Genomic DNA, 17178 nt, shown 5'->3' on the forward strand with positions numbered 1-17178 from the left:
GGGCTTCCTTCCATCAGGGATGTGGGTGTCGTGAGGTCAGCGAGCGGAGAGGCCGGCGGAGTGGCCGGCGGAAAGGCGGACGGCCAGGCGGTCGCGAAGCCGGTCTGCCAGGGAGTCCAGATGCGGTTGCCGCATCACGCTGAAGTGGTCGCCGGGCAGGTCGACGATCTCGACGGCGCCGCCGAGCCGGTCGCTCCAGGCCGCCGCGGTCTCGGGGGTCGCCCCGCCGTCCGAGGCCCGCAGGAACAGCACTTCGCCGTCGTAGGCCGCGGGGCGGTGGGCCAGCAGCGCACGGAAGTTCCGTAGGAACCGTCGCAGGATCGGCTGGACGGTGTCCTCGTCTATGTCCTCCGGCAGGAACCCCTGCCGCCGCGCCTCGGCGAACAACAGCGACTCCTCGGCGGTGCCGCCTGCGCCCCGGAAAAGGTCCGGATCCGGTTCCCAGACCGCACCGGCGAGTCCGGCCAGGTCCCGGGCGAACCAGGAGAGCAACACGGCGTCATCGACGTCGTCCGGCGCCGGGCCGGGCGGTTCGAGCAGGTCCACGGCCGCGACCAGGTCCACCTCGTGCCCGGCCGTCGTCAGCTGCCGGGCGATCTCCAGGGCCACCACGCCGCCCATCGACCAGCCGCCGATCCGGTACGGGCCGCTCGGTGCGGCCTCGGTGATCGCCTTGAGGTAGTGGGCCGCCATCGCCTCGACGGTCTCCAGGGGTTCATCGACATCAGGGGTCTGCAAGGCGTAGAACGGCTGCCCGGCACCGAGCAGACCGGCTAGCTCGGAATAGCAGAGCACGTCACCGCCGACCGGATGCACGAAGAACAGCGGCGTGGCGTCGCCCTCGGCCCGCACCGGCACCAACGCCCGGCGCCGACCGTGCTCCCCGCGATCGCGCAGCGCCTCGGCCAGCAACGCGATGGTCGGCCGGGCGAACAGGACCGACAGCGGCAGCGCGACCCCGGATTCGGCCCGGATCCGGGCCATCAGCCGCACCGCCAGCAGCGAGTCGCCGCCGAGCGCGAAGAAGTTCAGGTGCACGCTGCGCGGGGCCGCTTCGAAGAACTCGGCCCAGACGTCGGCGAGCATCCTCTCCTGCGCGTCGCGCGGCGCGACCACGTCGCCGTCGTTCTCAGCCTGCTGATCGACGGCCGGGAGTGCGGACCGGTCGACCTTCCCGTTGCTGCTCAACGGAAGCGCGTCGAGCAGCACGATGTGCTGCGGCACCAGGTACTCCGGCAGCATCTGGCGCAGCGCCTTGTCCAGCGTGCCGCGATCGGCGTCCGGATCGGCGCCGCCGTCCATGACGACGTAGGCCGCGAGCTGCTTGGCCGACTCCCGCGCACCGAGCACCGTGACCACGGCGGTCCGGACCCCCGGGCACCGGCTCAGCGCCGCCTCGATCTCGCCGAGTTCGATGCGGTAGCCCTGCACCTTGACCTGGAAGTCCTCGCGGCCCAGGAACTCGATGATCCCGCCGGGGCGGTAGCGGCCGAGGTCGCCGGTCCGGTAGAGCCGCTCGCCGGTGCTCGGATGACGCACGAACGACGCCTTGGTCTTGCGTTCGTCACCGAGATAGCCGCGCGCGAGTCCGGACCCTGCGATGTAAAGGTGTCCCGGGACCCACTCCGGGCACGGCCGCATGGCCTCGTCCAGCACATGGAACTGCTGGTTGAGCAGCGGCACCCCGTACGGGACGCTCGACCAGCCGGGATCGCCTTCGCCGATCGGGTGATAGATGGACCAGATGGCGGCTTCGGTGGCGCCGCCGAGGCTGTAGAGGTCGGCCGACGGAAGCAGAGTCCTGATCCTGGCGGGCAGCGCCACCGGGATCCAGTCCCCGCTCATCATGACCACCCGGACCGGCACCGGACCGGAGTCCGGCGCGGCCAGCGCGTGCTCGGCGAACATCTCCATCAGCGTGGGGACGGTGTTCCACACGGTGACGCCGTGTTCGGTGACCAGCTCCAGCCAGCGCCCCGGCTCCCGGTGCGCGCCCGGCTCGGGCAGCACGATCGCGCCGCCGGCCGCCAGCAGCCCGAACACGTCGTAGACCGACAGGTCGAAGTTGAGCGCCGACAGAGCCAGGACCCGGTCGTCCTCGCCGACCCCGAACCGCGCGTTGATGTCGAGCACCGTGTTCAGCGCGCCGGAGTGCTCGATCATCACGCCCTTGGGCAGACCGGTCGAGCCCGAGGTGAAGATGACGTAGGCCAGGTCACTGGCCACGGCCCCGGACGGCGGCAACTCGGCCCCGCTCGGATCCGTTGCCTGCGGCGAGTCGACGCTCAGCACACTGACTCCATCGGGCCAACTGGTGCGCTCGGCCACCCGCCGCTGGGTCAGCACCAGCGAGATGTCGGCGCTGTCCAGCAGCAACCGCAGCCGCTCGGCGGGCACCCCGGCGTCGATCGGCACGTAGGCGGCGCCCGAGACGAGCACCCCGAGCACGGCCGCGATCTGCTCCCAGCCCTTCTCCATCACCACGCCGACCAGCGCGCCGGGCCGGGCGCCGCGCTCACGCAGCCAGCGGCCCAGCCGGTTGGCCCGCTCGGCGAGTTCGCCGTAAGTCAGTTCCCTGTCAGGGGCGATCACCGCCGTCCGCTCGGGATACGCCGCCGCCTGGATCCAGAAGGGCTCGTGCAACAGCCCGGCGGGCAGCGGGGCGGCGGTGGCGTTGGCCGCGCGGCGGTCGGCCAAGGCGGCGTCGGGGACCAGCACCGGCGCCGGCTGCTGCCAGCTCGCCTCGTCGGTGCACAGATCGCGCAGCACCGCCAGGTACGCCGCGAACATGTCGTCGATCATCCCGGCCGGGAAGATCTCCTCGACCACGTCCCAGTTCACGATCAGCGCATCGGCGTCCTGGACCACCTGGTGGTCCAGCCACACCTGCGGCGTGCGGATCGAGCTGGAGACCTCCCGGCCGCCGCCGGTCAGCGAGGTCAGGTGCCAGGCCAGGCCGGTCGCCGCGGCGGAGTCCTCCTTCGCCGCGAAGTTCACGGTGCTGGCGAACACCACGGGCATCCCGGCCCGCAGCGAACCGCCGCCGGCCCGGTTGCGCTGCCGGAGTACCTCCACGCCGCTGACGTGGCTGTGCTCCAGATCGGTCCACAGCCGGTGCTGCGTGCGCTCGGCCCGTACCGTGAACGGATCGGTGGCCGTGCTGTCCACCTCCAGCAAGCTAGTGCTGCTGAAGTTGCCGACCAGCTGACCCACCGCGGCGTGCAGCGGCAGCCGGTTGAAGAACAGGACATTGAGAGTGAACTTGCTGGTCTTGCTCCACGCCGCCAAGACCTGTGCATAGGCCGTGCACAGCGCCGCCGACGGCGTCACCCCCGCCGCCGCGGCGTGGGCCTTGAAAGCGGCCCAGTCCGCCGCCTCCAGCCGACCGGAGCGGTGGCTGAAGACCGGCTTGCCCACTGTCGCAGGGTCCTTAGCGAGCGGCAGATCCGGGGCCGGCGGAAGCGAATCCAGCCGCTCCTGCCAGTACGCCGCCGACTTCGCGTGCAGTTCGGTGCCCTCGACGGCGCGCGCCGCCAGCACGTAGTCGCGGTACCGGATCGGCAGGTCCGGCAGTTCCTCGTCGCGGTAGGCCGCGGCCCACTCGCGGAACAGCAGCGACGTGCTCCAGGCGTCGATGATCAGCGCGTCCAGGCCGAGGTGCAGCCGGGTGGTCCGGTCGTCGACCCGGGTGGCCCGGATCTCGAACAGTGGCCAGAGTGCCGTGTCGAAGACCATGTCGCGCATTTGTTCGTGGATCGCGTGCAGACTCTGTTCCCTGATGTCGGGCTGTTCGGAGCGCAGATCCACGGTCTTGATCCGGTACGCGGGCACCTCGGGCAGCACCCGCTGGTAGCCGTCCGGGGTGACGACGGCGCGCAGCATGTCGTGCCGGTCGATCATCGCGCCCAGGGCCCGCTCCAGCCGCTCCAGGTCGAGGTCATCGAGGTCTACTTCGAGGAAGAAGTAGGTCGAGACGTCGCCGAGTTCGAAGGCGCCGGAGCGGCCGACCAGGTAGGCCTGCTGGAGGTCGGTCAGCGGGAACGGTTCGTAGCGCTCGGCTTCGGACACCACCAGCGTGGGCAGGCCGGCCGAGGAACCCGATCCCGACGCCTGACCGGCCTCGGCTGCCGCGCCGTCCCGCAATCCCATCCGGGACAGCACTTCTTCGGCCAGGGCATCGGCGCTGCGGCCTTCGAGGAAGGCGACCATCGGCAGCGAGACCGCCAGTTGGGCCGACAGGGCTTCCTTGACCTCCAGCGCCATCAGTGAGTCCAGGCCGAGGTTCTGCAACGACTCGTCCGGGTCGAGGTCGGCGGCGGCCGAACCCAGCGCGGCGGCGATGGTCGTCAGCACGATGGCGCGGACGTCGTCGGGGGTGCGTGCGGGAGCGGTGCCGGTGCTCGCCTCAGGGCTCGATGACGCCCGGGCCGGGACGCGACCGGTCGGCCGGGCCCGGCCGTCGGCGCCTGTCCGCTGCAGCTGCGAGCGGTCGGCGCGCCGCAGGTAGACGCCGTCGGCCTGGACGACCGTCCGCCCGCGCTCGTCGTAGAGGCGGACTTCCGCGCTCAGCAGGTCGGGGTCGGTGGTCGGCAGCAGGCGGACGTGGCAGTAGGCCGGGGCCAGGCTGTCGAAGCCGTCGTCGGGCCGGAAGCGGAAGCTGTCGAGGCCGACCAGCATGTACGTCGCCTCGGCCGGCGTGGACTCCGGCAGCGCGACGAACAGCGCTTGGAACAAGGCGTCGGTCAGCCCGGGGTGCAGCCGGTAGCGGCGCACGTCCTCGCGCGCCAGCGGCCGCAGCCGGGCCAGGGCCGCGCCGCCGGTCCACCAGACGTGGTCGATCCAGCGGGCGGTCGGGCCGAGGTAGAGCTTGCGGCGCGACATCTGGCGGTAGAAGTCATCACCGGTGGTCTCCCGCGTCAGGTCGGATCGCAGTGCCGTGAGATCCACCTCGGGGGCCGGCGGCGTCGGATCCGGGGCGATGCGGCCGCGGGCGTGCAGGACCCACTCAGGGTCGGCGTCCGACGTCCCGGCAGGGTGTTCGGCGTAGTAGCCGTAGCCCAGGCCGCCGTTGCCGTCCGGTTCGACCAGCAGCTGCACGTTGACCGGCGCCTCCTGGTCCAGGACCAGGCTCTGCAGGACCAGGCATTCCTCGGCGACCAGCGGGCCGGTGCCGTGCAGCTCCCGAGCGGCCTCGATCGCCGATTCCAGATAGACCCCGATGTTGACCACCGGGAGCCCGTCCATCACGCAGTCGCCCAGGCACTCGTGGACCGTCGGCGACAGCCGGGTCTGGAACTGGATGACGTCCAAGGGCGAGGCAACCCGTTGGCCCAGCAGCGAATCCGCCTTTGTTCCGACCTCCGAAGTCGGACCGGCTGCCGAAGTGGTCCCGGCTGACGCCACCGCGTTCGTCGTTCGAACACTCGGTCGGAACCAGTGCCGGCCGCGCTGGAACGGGTAGGTCGGAGCGCTGACCTTGTGCCGCGGGCGGCCCTGGTAGAACGCGTCCCAGTCCACTGCGATGCCCAGCGTGTGCAGGGCACCGACGCTGTCCAGCAGGACCGCCCAGTCGTCGTGGTTCTTGCGCAGCGAGGGCAACAGCGTGGTCGCGCGCCGCTCGTCGCCGGCCGGCAGGAAGCGCTTGGCCATCCCGACCAGCGTCGGGGCCGGGCCCATCTCGACGAAGGTCCGCAGGCCCCGGCCGTAGAGGGCTGTCATGCCGTCGTGGAACCGGACCGGGGCGCGGACGTGCTCGCGCAGGTAGGCCGGGCTGAAGGCGTCCGGTCCGGTCAGCACCGCGCCGGTGACGTTGGAGAGCAACGGGATCCGGGGGGCGGAGAACTGGATCGTCCGCGCCAGCTGTTCGAACTCCTCAAGCATCGGGTCCATCAGCGGCGAGTGGAAGGCGCACTCGACGGTGAGCCGCTTGGACTTGACGCCCTCGGCGGCGAACGCGTCCAGCAGGGCTTGGACCTCGTCCTCGGCGCCGGAGACGACCACGCTCTCGGGGCCGTTCACCGCCGCGATCGAGACCATGCCCGTCATCGCCTCGACCCGCTCGCGCACCCGCGGTTCGGTGGCGAACACCGTGGCCATCGCGCCGCCGGGGGTCAGCTCGCTCATCAGCCGGCCGCGCCCGGCGGCCAGCCGCAGGCCGTCCTCCAGGGACATGACGCCGGCGACACAAGCCGCGACCAGCTCGCCGACGCTGTGCCCGAGCACCGCCGACGGCCGCACGCCCCAGGAGCCCCAGAGCTCTGACAAGGCGTACTCGACGGCGAACAGCGCGGGCTGGGTGTAGCGGGTCTGGTGGATCAGTTCGGCGTCCGCCTCGTCCTCGGGATACAGGACGGACAGCAGGGGCCGGTCCAGCTGCTCGCGCAGTAGCTCGTCACAGAGATCGATGAACTGCCGGAACACCGATTCGGTCTGGTAGAGCGTGCGCGCCATGCCGGGGTACTGGTCGCCCTGCCCGGTGAACACGAAGGCGACGCCGGAGGCGTCGGCGGCGCGGACTTGGCCGCGCCACACGCCCTTGGGCCGGATGCCGTCCTTCTGCACCGCCGACGCGCCCAGCGCGGCGGACGCGCTCAGCCCGACGGCGAGGTCGACCGGGCCGGAGCCGCTGACGGCCAGCCGGTGTGGGAATCCGGCCCGGCCGGTCGCGGCGGTGAAGCAGAGGTCTTCGACGAAGGCGGGGTCGGCGCCGGCCAGCCGGTCCCGGTAGCGCAGCGCGAGCGCGTCGAGCGCCGCCGGGGTCTTGGCCGACAAGATCAGCAGGTGGGCTGTCCGCTCCGGCTCGATCGGAGCCGGAGCGGACAGCGACGGCGCCACTGCGGCGGGCGCCTCGGCGACCACTACGTGGGCGTTGGTGCCACTGGCACCGAACGAACTCACGCCCGCGATCCGCGGACGGTCCCCACGGGGCCAGGGTCGCCCGGCGGTTGGGATCTCCACCGCCAGGTCTTCGATGCCGATCTCGGGGTTGACCCGGTCCAGGTGCAGATGCGGAGGTATCTCCTCGTTCTGCAGGGCGAGCACCACCTTGATGAGCCCGGCGACACCGGCCGCCGGCTCCAGGTGGCCGATGTTGGTCTTGACGGAGCCGACGAGCAGCGGGTCCCGACCGTCGCGCGCGGGGCCGAACACCTGGTCCAGCGCGCGCAGTTCGAGCGGGTCGCCGAGCGGCGTGCCGGTGCCGTGTGCCTCGACGTAGGACACCTGGTCGGGGCTCACCATCGCGGTACTCAGGGCCCGGCGAACCACGTCCTGCTGGGCCCGCGGGTTGGGCACGGTCACCCCGCTGCTGCGGCCGTCCTGGTTGACGGCCGAGCCGCGGATCACGGCCAGTACCCGGTCCCCGGCGGCCTGGGCGTCGGAGAGCCGTTTGAGCACGACGACCCCGCAGCCCTCGCTGCGGACGTAGCCGTCCGCGGCCTCGGCGAACGTCTTACATCGGCCGTCCGGCGCGAGCATGTGCGCCTTGGCGGCGACCACCGACCACTCCGGGGCCAGCAGTACGTTGACACCGCCGGCCAGCGCCATCGAGCTCTCGCCGGAGCGCAGGCTCTGCACGGCCAGGTGCAGGCCGACCAGCGAGGAGGAGCAGGCGGTGTCCACCGACAGGCTCGGCCCGTTCAGGCCGAGCCAGTAGGACAGCCGGCCGGCGGCGAAGGTCGAGGCGTTGCCGGTCAGTCCGTAGGCCTCCAGGTCGGCCGGATCGACCTGCTGCAACATGGTCTGGACGTAGTCGTTGGTGGTGATGCCGAAGAACACGCCGGTGGCCGATCCGGTGAGCGCGTCGGGCCGCTGCCCGCCGTGCTCCAGCGCCTCCCAGCTGACCTCCAGCAACAGACGCTGCTGCGGGTCGAGGTAGGCGGCCTCGCGGTCGGAGATCCCGAAGAACGCGGCGTCGAACCGGTCGACGTCGGCCAGGAAGCCGCCCCGGGTGGTGTTCATCTTGCCGGGTGCGCCGGGTGTGGGGTCGTAGAAGGCCTCGGCGTCCCAGCGTGAGGCCGGCACCTCGCCGATGCCGTCGCCGCCGGCGCGCAGGAACTCCCAGAACGCCTCCGGGTCCTCGGCGCCGCCGGGCATCCGGCAGGCCAGGCCGACGATGGCGATCGGTTCGCTCCGGGCCAGTTCGGCGGCGGCCAGCTCGCCCCGCAGTCTTCTGATCTCGTGGACCGACCGGGCCAGCACCGACTGCCGGTCGTGCTCCTCGACGGTGGTCATCGGTCCTCCCCCGGATCGCTGTTCGCCATCCGGATCTCGTCGGCCAGTACCGCGAGCAACTGTTCCTCCGTCAGGTCGTCCACGGCTCGCGGGCCGCCGGGCTGCGGATCGGGGTGATCCGTCGGCGGTTCGGCCGTGGGAATCGGCGTCGTCGGCGTAGCCGGCGCCGTATCAGGGTTCGATGCCGGGACGCCGAGGGTCCCGAGGTGTTCGGCGAGCTCGGCGGTCGTCGGGTGCTCGAACATGACCGGGGCCGGCAGTTTGCGGTCCAGCGCGGCCTCCAAGCGGCCGCGGACCCGGGCCGCCATGATCGAGTCCATGCCGAGCTGGAAGAAGCCGGCGCTGGGTTCGATCCGGTCCGGATCCATCTCCAGCACCTCGGCGACCGCGGCGAGTACGAGGTCATACATGCCGGTCGGTCCCGCTGCCGGGACAGCCGCCGGGACGGCTGCCGATCGCACGGTCCGGGCCGGAATCCGCTTCGCGGGCACCGTCGTGGGGACGGTGCCGACTCGGCCGGACGGCGCCCGGTAGGCACCCAGCTGACGGAACCAGAAGCTCTCGTGCTGCCACGCGTAGCCGGGCAGCCGGGTAGCCGGGGCGCTGGCCGGGAGCAAGTTCGCAAGCGGCGCCGGCACCCCCTGCGCGTGCAGGGCGCCGAAGAGTTCGGCGACACCGTGTGTCTCCGGCTGGTCGCGTCGCATCCCCGGCACGGCCAGCCCGCTGCGGCCGCTCACCTCGAACGCCTGCTCCACCGCCGACAGCAGCGCGGGATGCGGGCTCATCTCGACGAAGATCCCGTGCCCGGCGTCGATCAGCTGCCGCACGCCGTCCCAGAACAGCACCGGCTGCCGCAGGTTCCGCCACCAGTACTCGGCGTCGAACCCGGAGCCGTCGCAGAGCTCTCCGGTCACCGTGGACAGGATCGGGATCCGGGACGGACGCGGCTTGATGTCGGCCAGCTCGGCCAGCAGCTCCTCGCGCAGCGGGTCCACCTGCGGGCTGTGGGAGGCGATGTCCACCTTCACCGGACGGCAAAAGATGTTCTCGGCCTGGAGCCGCTCGGCCAAAGCGTCCAGCGCCCGCGGGTCGCCGGAGAGCACCGTCGAAGTCGGGCTGTTGCTCACCGCCGCCGAGACCAGGTCGCTCAGGTCACTGATATAGGTGTCCACGGCGTCGATCGGCAGCGCCACGACCAACATCGCGCCCTGCTTGCTGATCCGCCGCAGCAGGGTGCTGCGACGGCAGCTGATGCGGGTGGCGTCCTCCAGGCTGAGCGCCCCGGCCACATACGCCGCGGCGATCTCGCCCATGCTGTGCCCGATCACCGCGGTCGGCTCGATCCCCAGCGCGCGGGTGCGGGCGGCCAGGCCGACCGCGATCGCGAACAGCGCGGGCTGGATGGTGTCGATCCGTTCCAGCGCGGCATCGGGATCCGGGTCGTGGATCTCGTCCAGGATCGAGCGGTCCAGCCAGGTCCGCATGGCCTCGTCGCATTCCCGCACCGCGGATCTGAACACCGGGCAGGACGCCATCAGCTCGCGTCCCATGCCGAGGCGCTGGGCGCCCTGGCCGGGGAAGACGAACGCGACGCCCCGGCCGACGTCCGCCGAGGCCCGTCCGGTGCGCACCCCGACCGGGGCTTCACCGTCGAGCCACTGCGTGAGCCGGTCGGCGCCCTGCGCCGCCGAGTCCGCGACCACGGTCAACCGGTGCTCCAGCTGAGTGCGACGCACCGTGGCGGTGTGCGCCAGCGTGCTCAGCGGCACGGCTCGCGGGTCGAGGGCGGCTAGATGGTCGCGGTAGGCCTCGGCCATCGCGGTCAGCGCCTGGGAGGTGGCGGCGGAGATCGGGATCACCCGAGGCCGCGACCGTGGCCGCGGCTCCAGTTGCCCGGCGGGCCCTGGGCCCGCCTGGTCCGCGTGATCGGCCTGGTCTGCCTCGTCATGCTCGACCCGTGGGGCGGGGCCGAGAACGACGTGGGCGTTGGTACCGCCGGCCCCGAACGAGCTGACGGCGGCGTGCCGGCGCTCGTCCGGCACATCCCAGTCCTGCCGGGTGGTGGGGATGAACAGCCGGGTGCCGTCCAGGCTGATATGCGGGTTGATCTGCTCCAGATACAGGTGCGGCACGAGGACCCGGTGATGGATGCTCAGCGCCGCCTTGATCAGCCCGGCCAGTCCGGCGCCGGCCTCCAGGTGCCCGATGTTGGTCTTGATCGAGCTGAGTGCGCACGGTGCCGATTCGGCGTCGCGGGCCCCGTAGACCGAGCACAGCGCCTCCACCTCGATGGGGTCGCCGAGGACGGTTCCGGTACCGTGCGCCTCGACCAGCGTCACCCGGTCCGGAGTCAGTCTGCTGTTCTCAAGAGCCTGCGAAATGACTGCCCGCTGGGACCGGCCGCTGGGTGCGGTGAGCCCGTTGGTCAGCCCGTCCTGGTTGACCGCCGAGCCGTTGACGACCGCCCAGACCGCGTCGCCGTCGGCGATCGCGTCGGACAGCCGCTTGAGGACGATCGAGGCCACGCCTTCGCCGCGGGCGTAACCGTCGGCCCGCGCGTCGAACGTCCGACATCGGCCGTCCGGGGACAGTGGCAGGCCCTTGGCATGGGCCACGGTCATCGTCGGCGACAGGATCAGGTTCGCTCCCCCGACCACCGCGAGGTCGCACTCCCGGTTGCGCAGGCTCTGCGCGGCCAGGTGCACGGCCACCAGCGAGGAGGAGCAGGCGGTGTCCAGCGTCATGCTCGGCCCGCGCAGGTCCAGCAGGTAGGACAGCCGGTTGGAGATGATGCAGTTGGCGCCGCCGACCACGGTGTAGGTGTCGGCGCCGTCCGGTTCCTCCATCTGCAGATGCAGATAGTCCGAGGAGTTGGCGCCGACGAACACGCCGGTCGCGCTGCCGCGCAACCGGTCCCGGGTCAGGCCGGCGTCCTCCAACGCCTCCCAGGCGACCTCCAGGAAGAGCCGCTGCTGCGGGTCCATGCGGACCGCCTCGCGCGGCGAGATGCCGAAGAAGTAGGGGTCGAAGTGGTCCACGGCGTCGAGGAAGGCGCCGAAGCGGACCGGCATCCGGCCCGGGGTCTGCGGGTCGGGGTCGTAGTAGGCGGCGGCGTCCCAGCGGTCCGCCGGGATCGGGGAGATGGCATCGAAACCCTTCTCCAGTGCGTCCCATAGATCAGCCGCGGAAGAGATACCGCCGGGCAGTCGGCAACCGATGCCGACGATGGCGATGCTCTCCCGCTTGGCCAGTTCCAGGGCGTCGATCCGGTTGCGGAACTGCTGGACGGCTGCCAGCGCTCGTTTCAGGGTGCCGTCCGTGGCCTGCGCCTGGCGAGGCGGGGTCATCTAGATCGTCTCCATCCGCACGTTGAGCTCGGCGAGTTCGCGTTCGAGCAGAGCCGCCGGGCTGTCCGACAGTTCGCCGTCGGCGGGTTCGCCGATCGGATGGGGGTGGCTTTCACCGGGGGTGGGGGACGCCGGTGTGGGCACCGGAGCCGGGTCGTCCAACGGGATGTCCAGACGCTCGGCGAGGAACGGCGCCATCTCCTGGACGGTCGGGTAGTTGTAGGCGAGCGTGGCCGACAGCCGTATCCCGTAGATGCGGCCCAGGCGGTTGCTCAGTTCCAGGGCCAGCAACGAGTCCAGGCCCAGGGTGCGCAGCGGCCGGTTGGCCTCCACCCGGTCCGGGGCGATCCTGACCACCTTGGCGATGGCGTCGCGGACTGCTCCTTCCAGCGCCGCCCGCCGCTCGGGGCCGGAGGGCAGCGCGGCTATCAGCTCTCTGCCGCTCTGTTCGGCCCCTTCACCGATCGCGGCCAGATCGGCGCCGTCCGGATCGATGTCGGCGGGGTCGGCCAGCTGCGGCATCTGCGCCAGCCGGACTCCGCGCAACCCGGAGACCTCGGCCAGCACGGTGCCGTCCGGGTCGTAGAGCCGGACGTCGGCGGCCCAGTGCCGACCGTCCTCGTCGGCCCGGCAGACGGCGTGGGCCCAGAACGGACCGGTCGGACATCGGTGCAGGACGAGCCGGCCCAGACCCTCGCTGAGGAAGGCCTCGGTGTCCTCGCCGCCCCAACCCGGGCCGAGCATCGGCGCCACCGCGGCCTGCAACGCCGCGTCCAGCAGCGCCGGATGCAGCTGGTGCGCTCCACCGGAGCGGACCACCTCGGCCGTGGGCTCGACCAGCGCCAAGGCTTCGGCGCCTTGCCGGCAGATCCGGGTGAGGCCCTGGTAGGCCGGACCGTAGTCGAGGCCGTGCGCGCTCAGGATCCGGTAGTAGTCGGGGCCTGATACGCGTTCCTCGAATTGCTTCTCCAGGGTCGTCAGGTCGCCGCGCTCGGCCGGCGCTTCGTCCTCGGTATACGAGACCTGCATCTGCGCGACGCAGGCCGCGCCTTCCGGTCCCGGTGCGAAGACCCGCAGCCGCGCGGTCTGGTCGGCGCCGCCTTCCAGAACCGCCTGAACCCGGCGGGTCCCCCGCTCGGGGATCACCAGCGGCTCGCGGAATGAGAGCTCTGATATGACGGGCTTGCGGTCCGGACGGACTTCGGCGCACGCGGCGAGCGCCAGCTCCACGTATCCGGCGCCGGGCAGTACCGCGGCCCGGCCGATGCGGTGGTCCCGGACCGCGGCGACGTCGCGATCGTAGGACATCTGCCAGTAGGAGGTGCCGGGCTCGATCGGCGAGTCGAACCGCTGGCCGAGCAGGGCGTCGCGGACGGTGTCGCGGACGCCGGCCGACTCGACCGGGCCTTCGAGGTCCGGCAGCCAGTGCCGGTCCCGCTGCCACGGATAGGTGGGCAGCCGTACGCCGCGCCGGCCGGGCGTGGCAAGCTTCGCACGGTCCAGCCGGCCCCCGCGGACGAGCAGCCGTCCCGCGGATTCCAGCAGCGTGTCGTGCTCGGTCTCGTTGCGGCGCATCGAGGGCAGGGCGGCGACTTCGGTCCCGTGTTCGACGGCCACCTGCTCGACGGCCGGCAGCAGGATCGGGTGCGGACTCATTTCCACGAAGACCTCGACGCCGGCCCCGATCAGCGCGGCGATCTGGTCGCCGAACAGCACCGGGTCCCGCAGGTTCGCGACCCAGTAGGGAGCCTGCAGCTGGGAGCCGTCCAGCACCTCGCCGGTGACCGTCGAGTAGATCGGCACGGTGCCCGCCCGCGGGCTCACATCCGCCAGTTCCGTCAGCAGGTCGGGGCGGAGCAGGTCCATCTGCGGGCTGTGCGAGGCCACGTCCACCTTGACCCAGCGATGGAACACTTCCCGGGCGGTCAGCTGCTCGGCGATCCCGCTCAGGACGTCGCGGTCGCCGGAGAGCACGGTCGAGCGCGGGCTGTTGTTCACCGCCAGCGACACGACGTCCTCGTGCCCTGCGATGGCTTCGCGGGCCTCGTCAACGGTGAGCTCCACGGCCAGCATCGCGCCGGTGCCGCTGAGCCGCCGCATGATCAGGCTGCGGCGGCAGATGATCCGGGCCGCGTCCCGCAGCGAGATCGCGCCGGCCACGTAGGAGGCGGCGACCTCGCCCATGCTGTGCCCGACGACGGCGAACGGCTCGACGCCCCATGAGCGCCACAGCGCGGCGAGCGCGACCTCGATCGCGAACAGCACCGGCTGCACGACGTCGATGCGCTCCAGCCGCGAGTCCGCCTCGTCGCGCCCGAGTTCGTCCTCGATGGACCAGTCGGCGAACTCGGCGGCCGCGGCGTCGCACTCGCGGATCGCGGTGTGGAAGACCGGCTCGGTGCGCAGCAGGGCCCGGGCCATCCCCAGCCACTGCGCGCCTTGGCCGGGGAAGACGAACGCGACCTTCGGCGAGGTCCCGACGGGTTGTTCGGATACGGACAACCCGGCCGGCGCGCCGCCGAGCGCGAAGTCCTTCAGGTCCCGGAACAGGCCCTGGATGTCGTGCGCGGGCAGAGCCAGCCGATAGGGCTGCAAGCCCCGCCGGTTCGCGGCCTCGACCAGATCCGGCAGACGGACATCAGGGTCCTGTTGATCCGGCCCGGTGTCCGCGACCGCTTCGGCGAGCGCCCGCAACGCCTCTGGGGCTTTGGCGGACAGCACGAACAGCTCGCCGCGCGAGTCGGCCCGGCCGGGCAGCCGGACGTCCACGCCGTGACCGGCGAGCGCGGCCAGCAGCTCGAACGGCCCGGACCGGTCGTCGTCGTCCCGGCGCATAGCGCCGAGCACCGGCACCTCGCGCCCGGTCTCGGCGGCGCTGTCCTCGGCGCTCTGCCTCAAGGCGGCCAGCAGCACCGGGTGCGCGCTGATCTCGACCAGCAGGTCGCAGTACCCGGCCAGGGCCAGGCCGGTGGCCTCGGCGAGCCGGACCGGCCGGCGCAGGTTCGCCACGAAGTACTCGGCCGAGGCGCTCGGCCAGTCCAGCGGCTCGGCGGTGACCGTGGAGATCATCGGGAGCCTCGGCGGGTGCGGCGTCAGGGTGCCGATGGCGGCGGTGAGGTCCGCGGTGACGGCGTCGATCGCCGGGCTGTGCGCGGCCAGGTCGACCCGGATCAGGGAGCTGAGCACGCCTCGGCTCTTCAGATCCGCGACGATCGCCGCCAGCTCGGTCTGCTCCCCGGCCAGGGCGGTGGTGCGGGGGCCGTTCATGGTCGCCACTTCGGCCCTCGCCCCGCGCTCGGCCAGATAGGCCCGCAGGTCGTCGGCGGCCATCTCGGCGACCGCCATGCCGCCGCCCAGGCCCGCGACCCGGCGTTGCTGATCGCTGTAGTGGTGGACCAGGCGTACGGCGTCGGGCAGGTCGAGCACTCCGGCGATGACGCTCGCGGCTATCTCGCCGAGGCTGTGTCCGACCACGACGTCCGGACGCGCACCGGCGGCTTCCAGCCACCGGGCCAACGCCACCTGGAGGGCGAACAGGATCGGCTGCACGACGCCGACGTCACCGGTTCCCTCATAGGTTTCCTCCCGCAGTAATTCCTCTACCAGGGACCACTCGACATAGCGGGAAAGCTCTCTATCGCATTCTTCGAGTACGGCCCGGAACACCGGTTCGGTGCGATACATCCGGCGCCCCATGCCGAACCACTGCTGGCCATAGGGTGAACAGATGAAGCCGAGCTTGGGGCGCGTCTCGGTGGACGCCGGGGAAAAGTCGTGAGGAGTCTGCTTAGGAGACTCCTCGAATCTCTCAAGAATCACATGGACATTGGTGCCGCCCCAGCCGAAGGCACTGACCCCGGCGAGCGGTTCCGTGCCTTCCGGCCAATCCTCGCACTCCACCGGCACACGAACGCCGAGCCGCTGGAACGGTATATGCGGATTCGGCTGCTCGAAATGCAGGCTCGGCGGTATTCGGCGGTGCCGCAGGATGAGCGCGGTCTTGATGAACCCGGCGACGCCGGCGGCGGCCTCCAAGTGGCCGATGTTGGTCTTGACCGAGCCCAGCACCAGCGGCTCGGCCCGGCCCGGGCCGAGCACCGCGCCCAGCGCCGCGACCTCGATCGGGTCGCCGAGCATGGTGCCGGTGCCGTGCGCCTCGACGTAGCCGACCCGCTCCGGGGCGATCTCGGCGACCCGGTAGGCCTCGCGCAGCACCTCCTGCTGGGCGATCGGGTTCGGCGCGGTCAGGCCGTTGCTCAGGCCGTCGTTGTTGGTCGCCGAGCCGCGGATCAGGCACCAGAGGTCGTCGCCGTCGGCCAGCGCCCGGGACAGCGGCTTGAGCACCACCACGCCGCAGCCCTCGCCGCGTCCGAAGCCGTCGGCGCGGGCGTCGAAGGCCTTGCACAGCCCGTCCGGGGCCAGGCCGCCGAACTTGGTCAGCGACACCATGGTGTCCGGGTTGAGCAGCAGGTTCACCCCGCCGGCCAGGGCCAGCACCGACTCCCCGGTCCACAGGCTCTGACAGGCCAGGTGGATCGCCAGCAGCGAGGAGGAGCAGGCCGAGTCCAGCGTCACGCTGGGGCCGCGCAGGTCCAGCGCGTAGGAGAGCCGGTTGGCGACCATGTTGGCGGCGCGGCCGGTCGCGGAGTGCGTGGACAGGGTGTCGCGGTGGCCGGCCGCCAGGTCGGCGTAGTCGTGCCAGATGCTGCCGGCGAAGACCCCGGTCCGGGTGCCGTGCAGGTGCTCCTCGGCCAGCCCGGCGTCCTCCAACGCCTCCCAGGCGACCTCCAGGAACAGCCGCTGCTGCGGGTCCATTTCCTGGGCCTCACGCGGGGAGATCCCGAAGAACAGCGGGTCGAAGCCGTCCAGCGGCTGGTCCAGGAAACCGGCCCGGGCGGTGACCATCGTGCCGGCGGCCGCCGGATCGGCGTCCACCAGGCCTGTCACATCCCAGCGCTCGGCGGGCACCTCGCGGACCGCGTCGCGGCCCTGGCTCAGCAGCCGCCAGAACTGGCTGACGTCCGCCCCGCCGGGGAACCGGCAGGCCAGGCCGACCACGGCGATCGGCTCCGGCGGGCCGTCCCGGCGGGTGCGCGGTCGCGGTGGGGCCGCGGCCGTGACACCTCCCACCAGGTGCCCGGCGAGGGCGCCGACGGTGGGATAGGCCCAGAGCACAGTAGGCGATATATGATCGCCGCACAATTCCGAAAGGGCGACGGCAAGATCGGTCGCCCGCATTGAATCAAGTCCGTACGCGGAGAACGGTTCGTCGTCGCGGATCTCCTCCGGGGCACAGCCCACTCGCCGGGAAATCTCCGAACGCAACCATTCGGCGAGTTCTCCCGTTGACAGCACGGTGAGTTCACTCAGCATTTCACTGTTAGACACGATCCCCCAACCCGAAAAAGAAAATTCATATCAGGGTTCGAATCGAGAGCCTACGGGAGCCCGGAACGCCGAGTCAAGCTACTTGTCTTACGGTCGGGTTACACTGGGAACAACCCCTTAGAGCTGCATGTTTCGAGCAGATAGCCAAGTGCTCGCAAACCCTTAAGGGTTTGCGAGCACTCAGCGCGGACCGCGGTACGGACGGTCCAGA

At 71.5% G+C, this 17178-nt stretch carries 3 protein-coding genes; all 3 read right to left on the minus strand.

Going from position 1 to position 17178, the window contains the following annotated elements; all coding sequences use genetic code 11:
* Positions 1-36: 36 nt before the first annotated feature.
* From KGQ19_RS21250 to KGQ19_RS21260, 3 genes are read right to left on the minus strand one after another with little or no spacing between them, the layout of a single operon-like run.
* Positions 37-8232, minus strand: a complete 8196-nt coding sequence (locus KGQ19_RS21250) for a hybrid non-ribosomal peptide synthetase/type I polyketide synthase (RefSeq protein WP_212010951.1) — start codon at positions 8230-8232, stop codon at positions 37-39.
* Entirely contained in the window at positions 8229-11579 is a 3351-nt protein-coding gene (locus tag KGQ19_RS21255) for a type I polyketide synthase (RefSeq protein ID WP_212010952.1), read from the minus strand. Before KGQ19_RS21255 ends, KGQ19_RS21250 begins: the two co-directional genes overlap by 4 nt.
* On the minus strand, positions 11580-16952 hold the full coding sequence (locus KGQ19_RS21260) for a type I polyketide synthase (protein ID WP_212010953.1): 5373 nt from the start codon (positions 16950-16952) through the stop codon (positions 11580-11582).
* Positions 16953-17178 lie beyond the last annotated feature (226 nt).

The sequence above is a fragment of the Catenulispora pinistramenti genome (assembly GCF_018274385.1).
Taxonomy (GTDB): domain Bacteria; phylum Actinomycetota; class Actinomycetes; order Streptomycetales; family Catenulisporaceae; genus Catenulispora; species Catenulispora pinistramenti.

Coding starts and splice junctions, on each gene's coding strand:
- KGQ19_RS21250 (WP_212010951.1), bottom strand. CDS start 8,232: ATGACCACCGTCGAGGAGCACGACCGGCAGTCGGTGCTGGCCCGGTCG.
- KGQ19_RS21255 (WP_212010952.1), bottom strand. CDS start 11,579: ATGACCCCGCCTCGCCAGGCGCAGGCCACGGACGGCACCCTGAAACGA.
- KGQ19_RS21260 (WP_212010953.1), bottom strand. CDS start 16,952: ATGCTGAGTGAACTCACCGTGCTGTCAACGGGAGAACTCGCCGAATGG.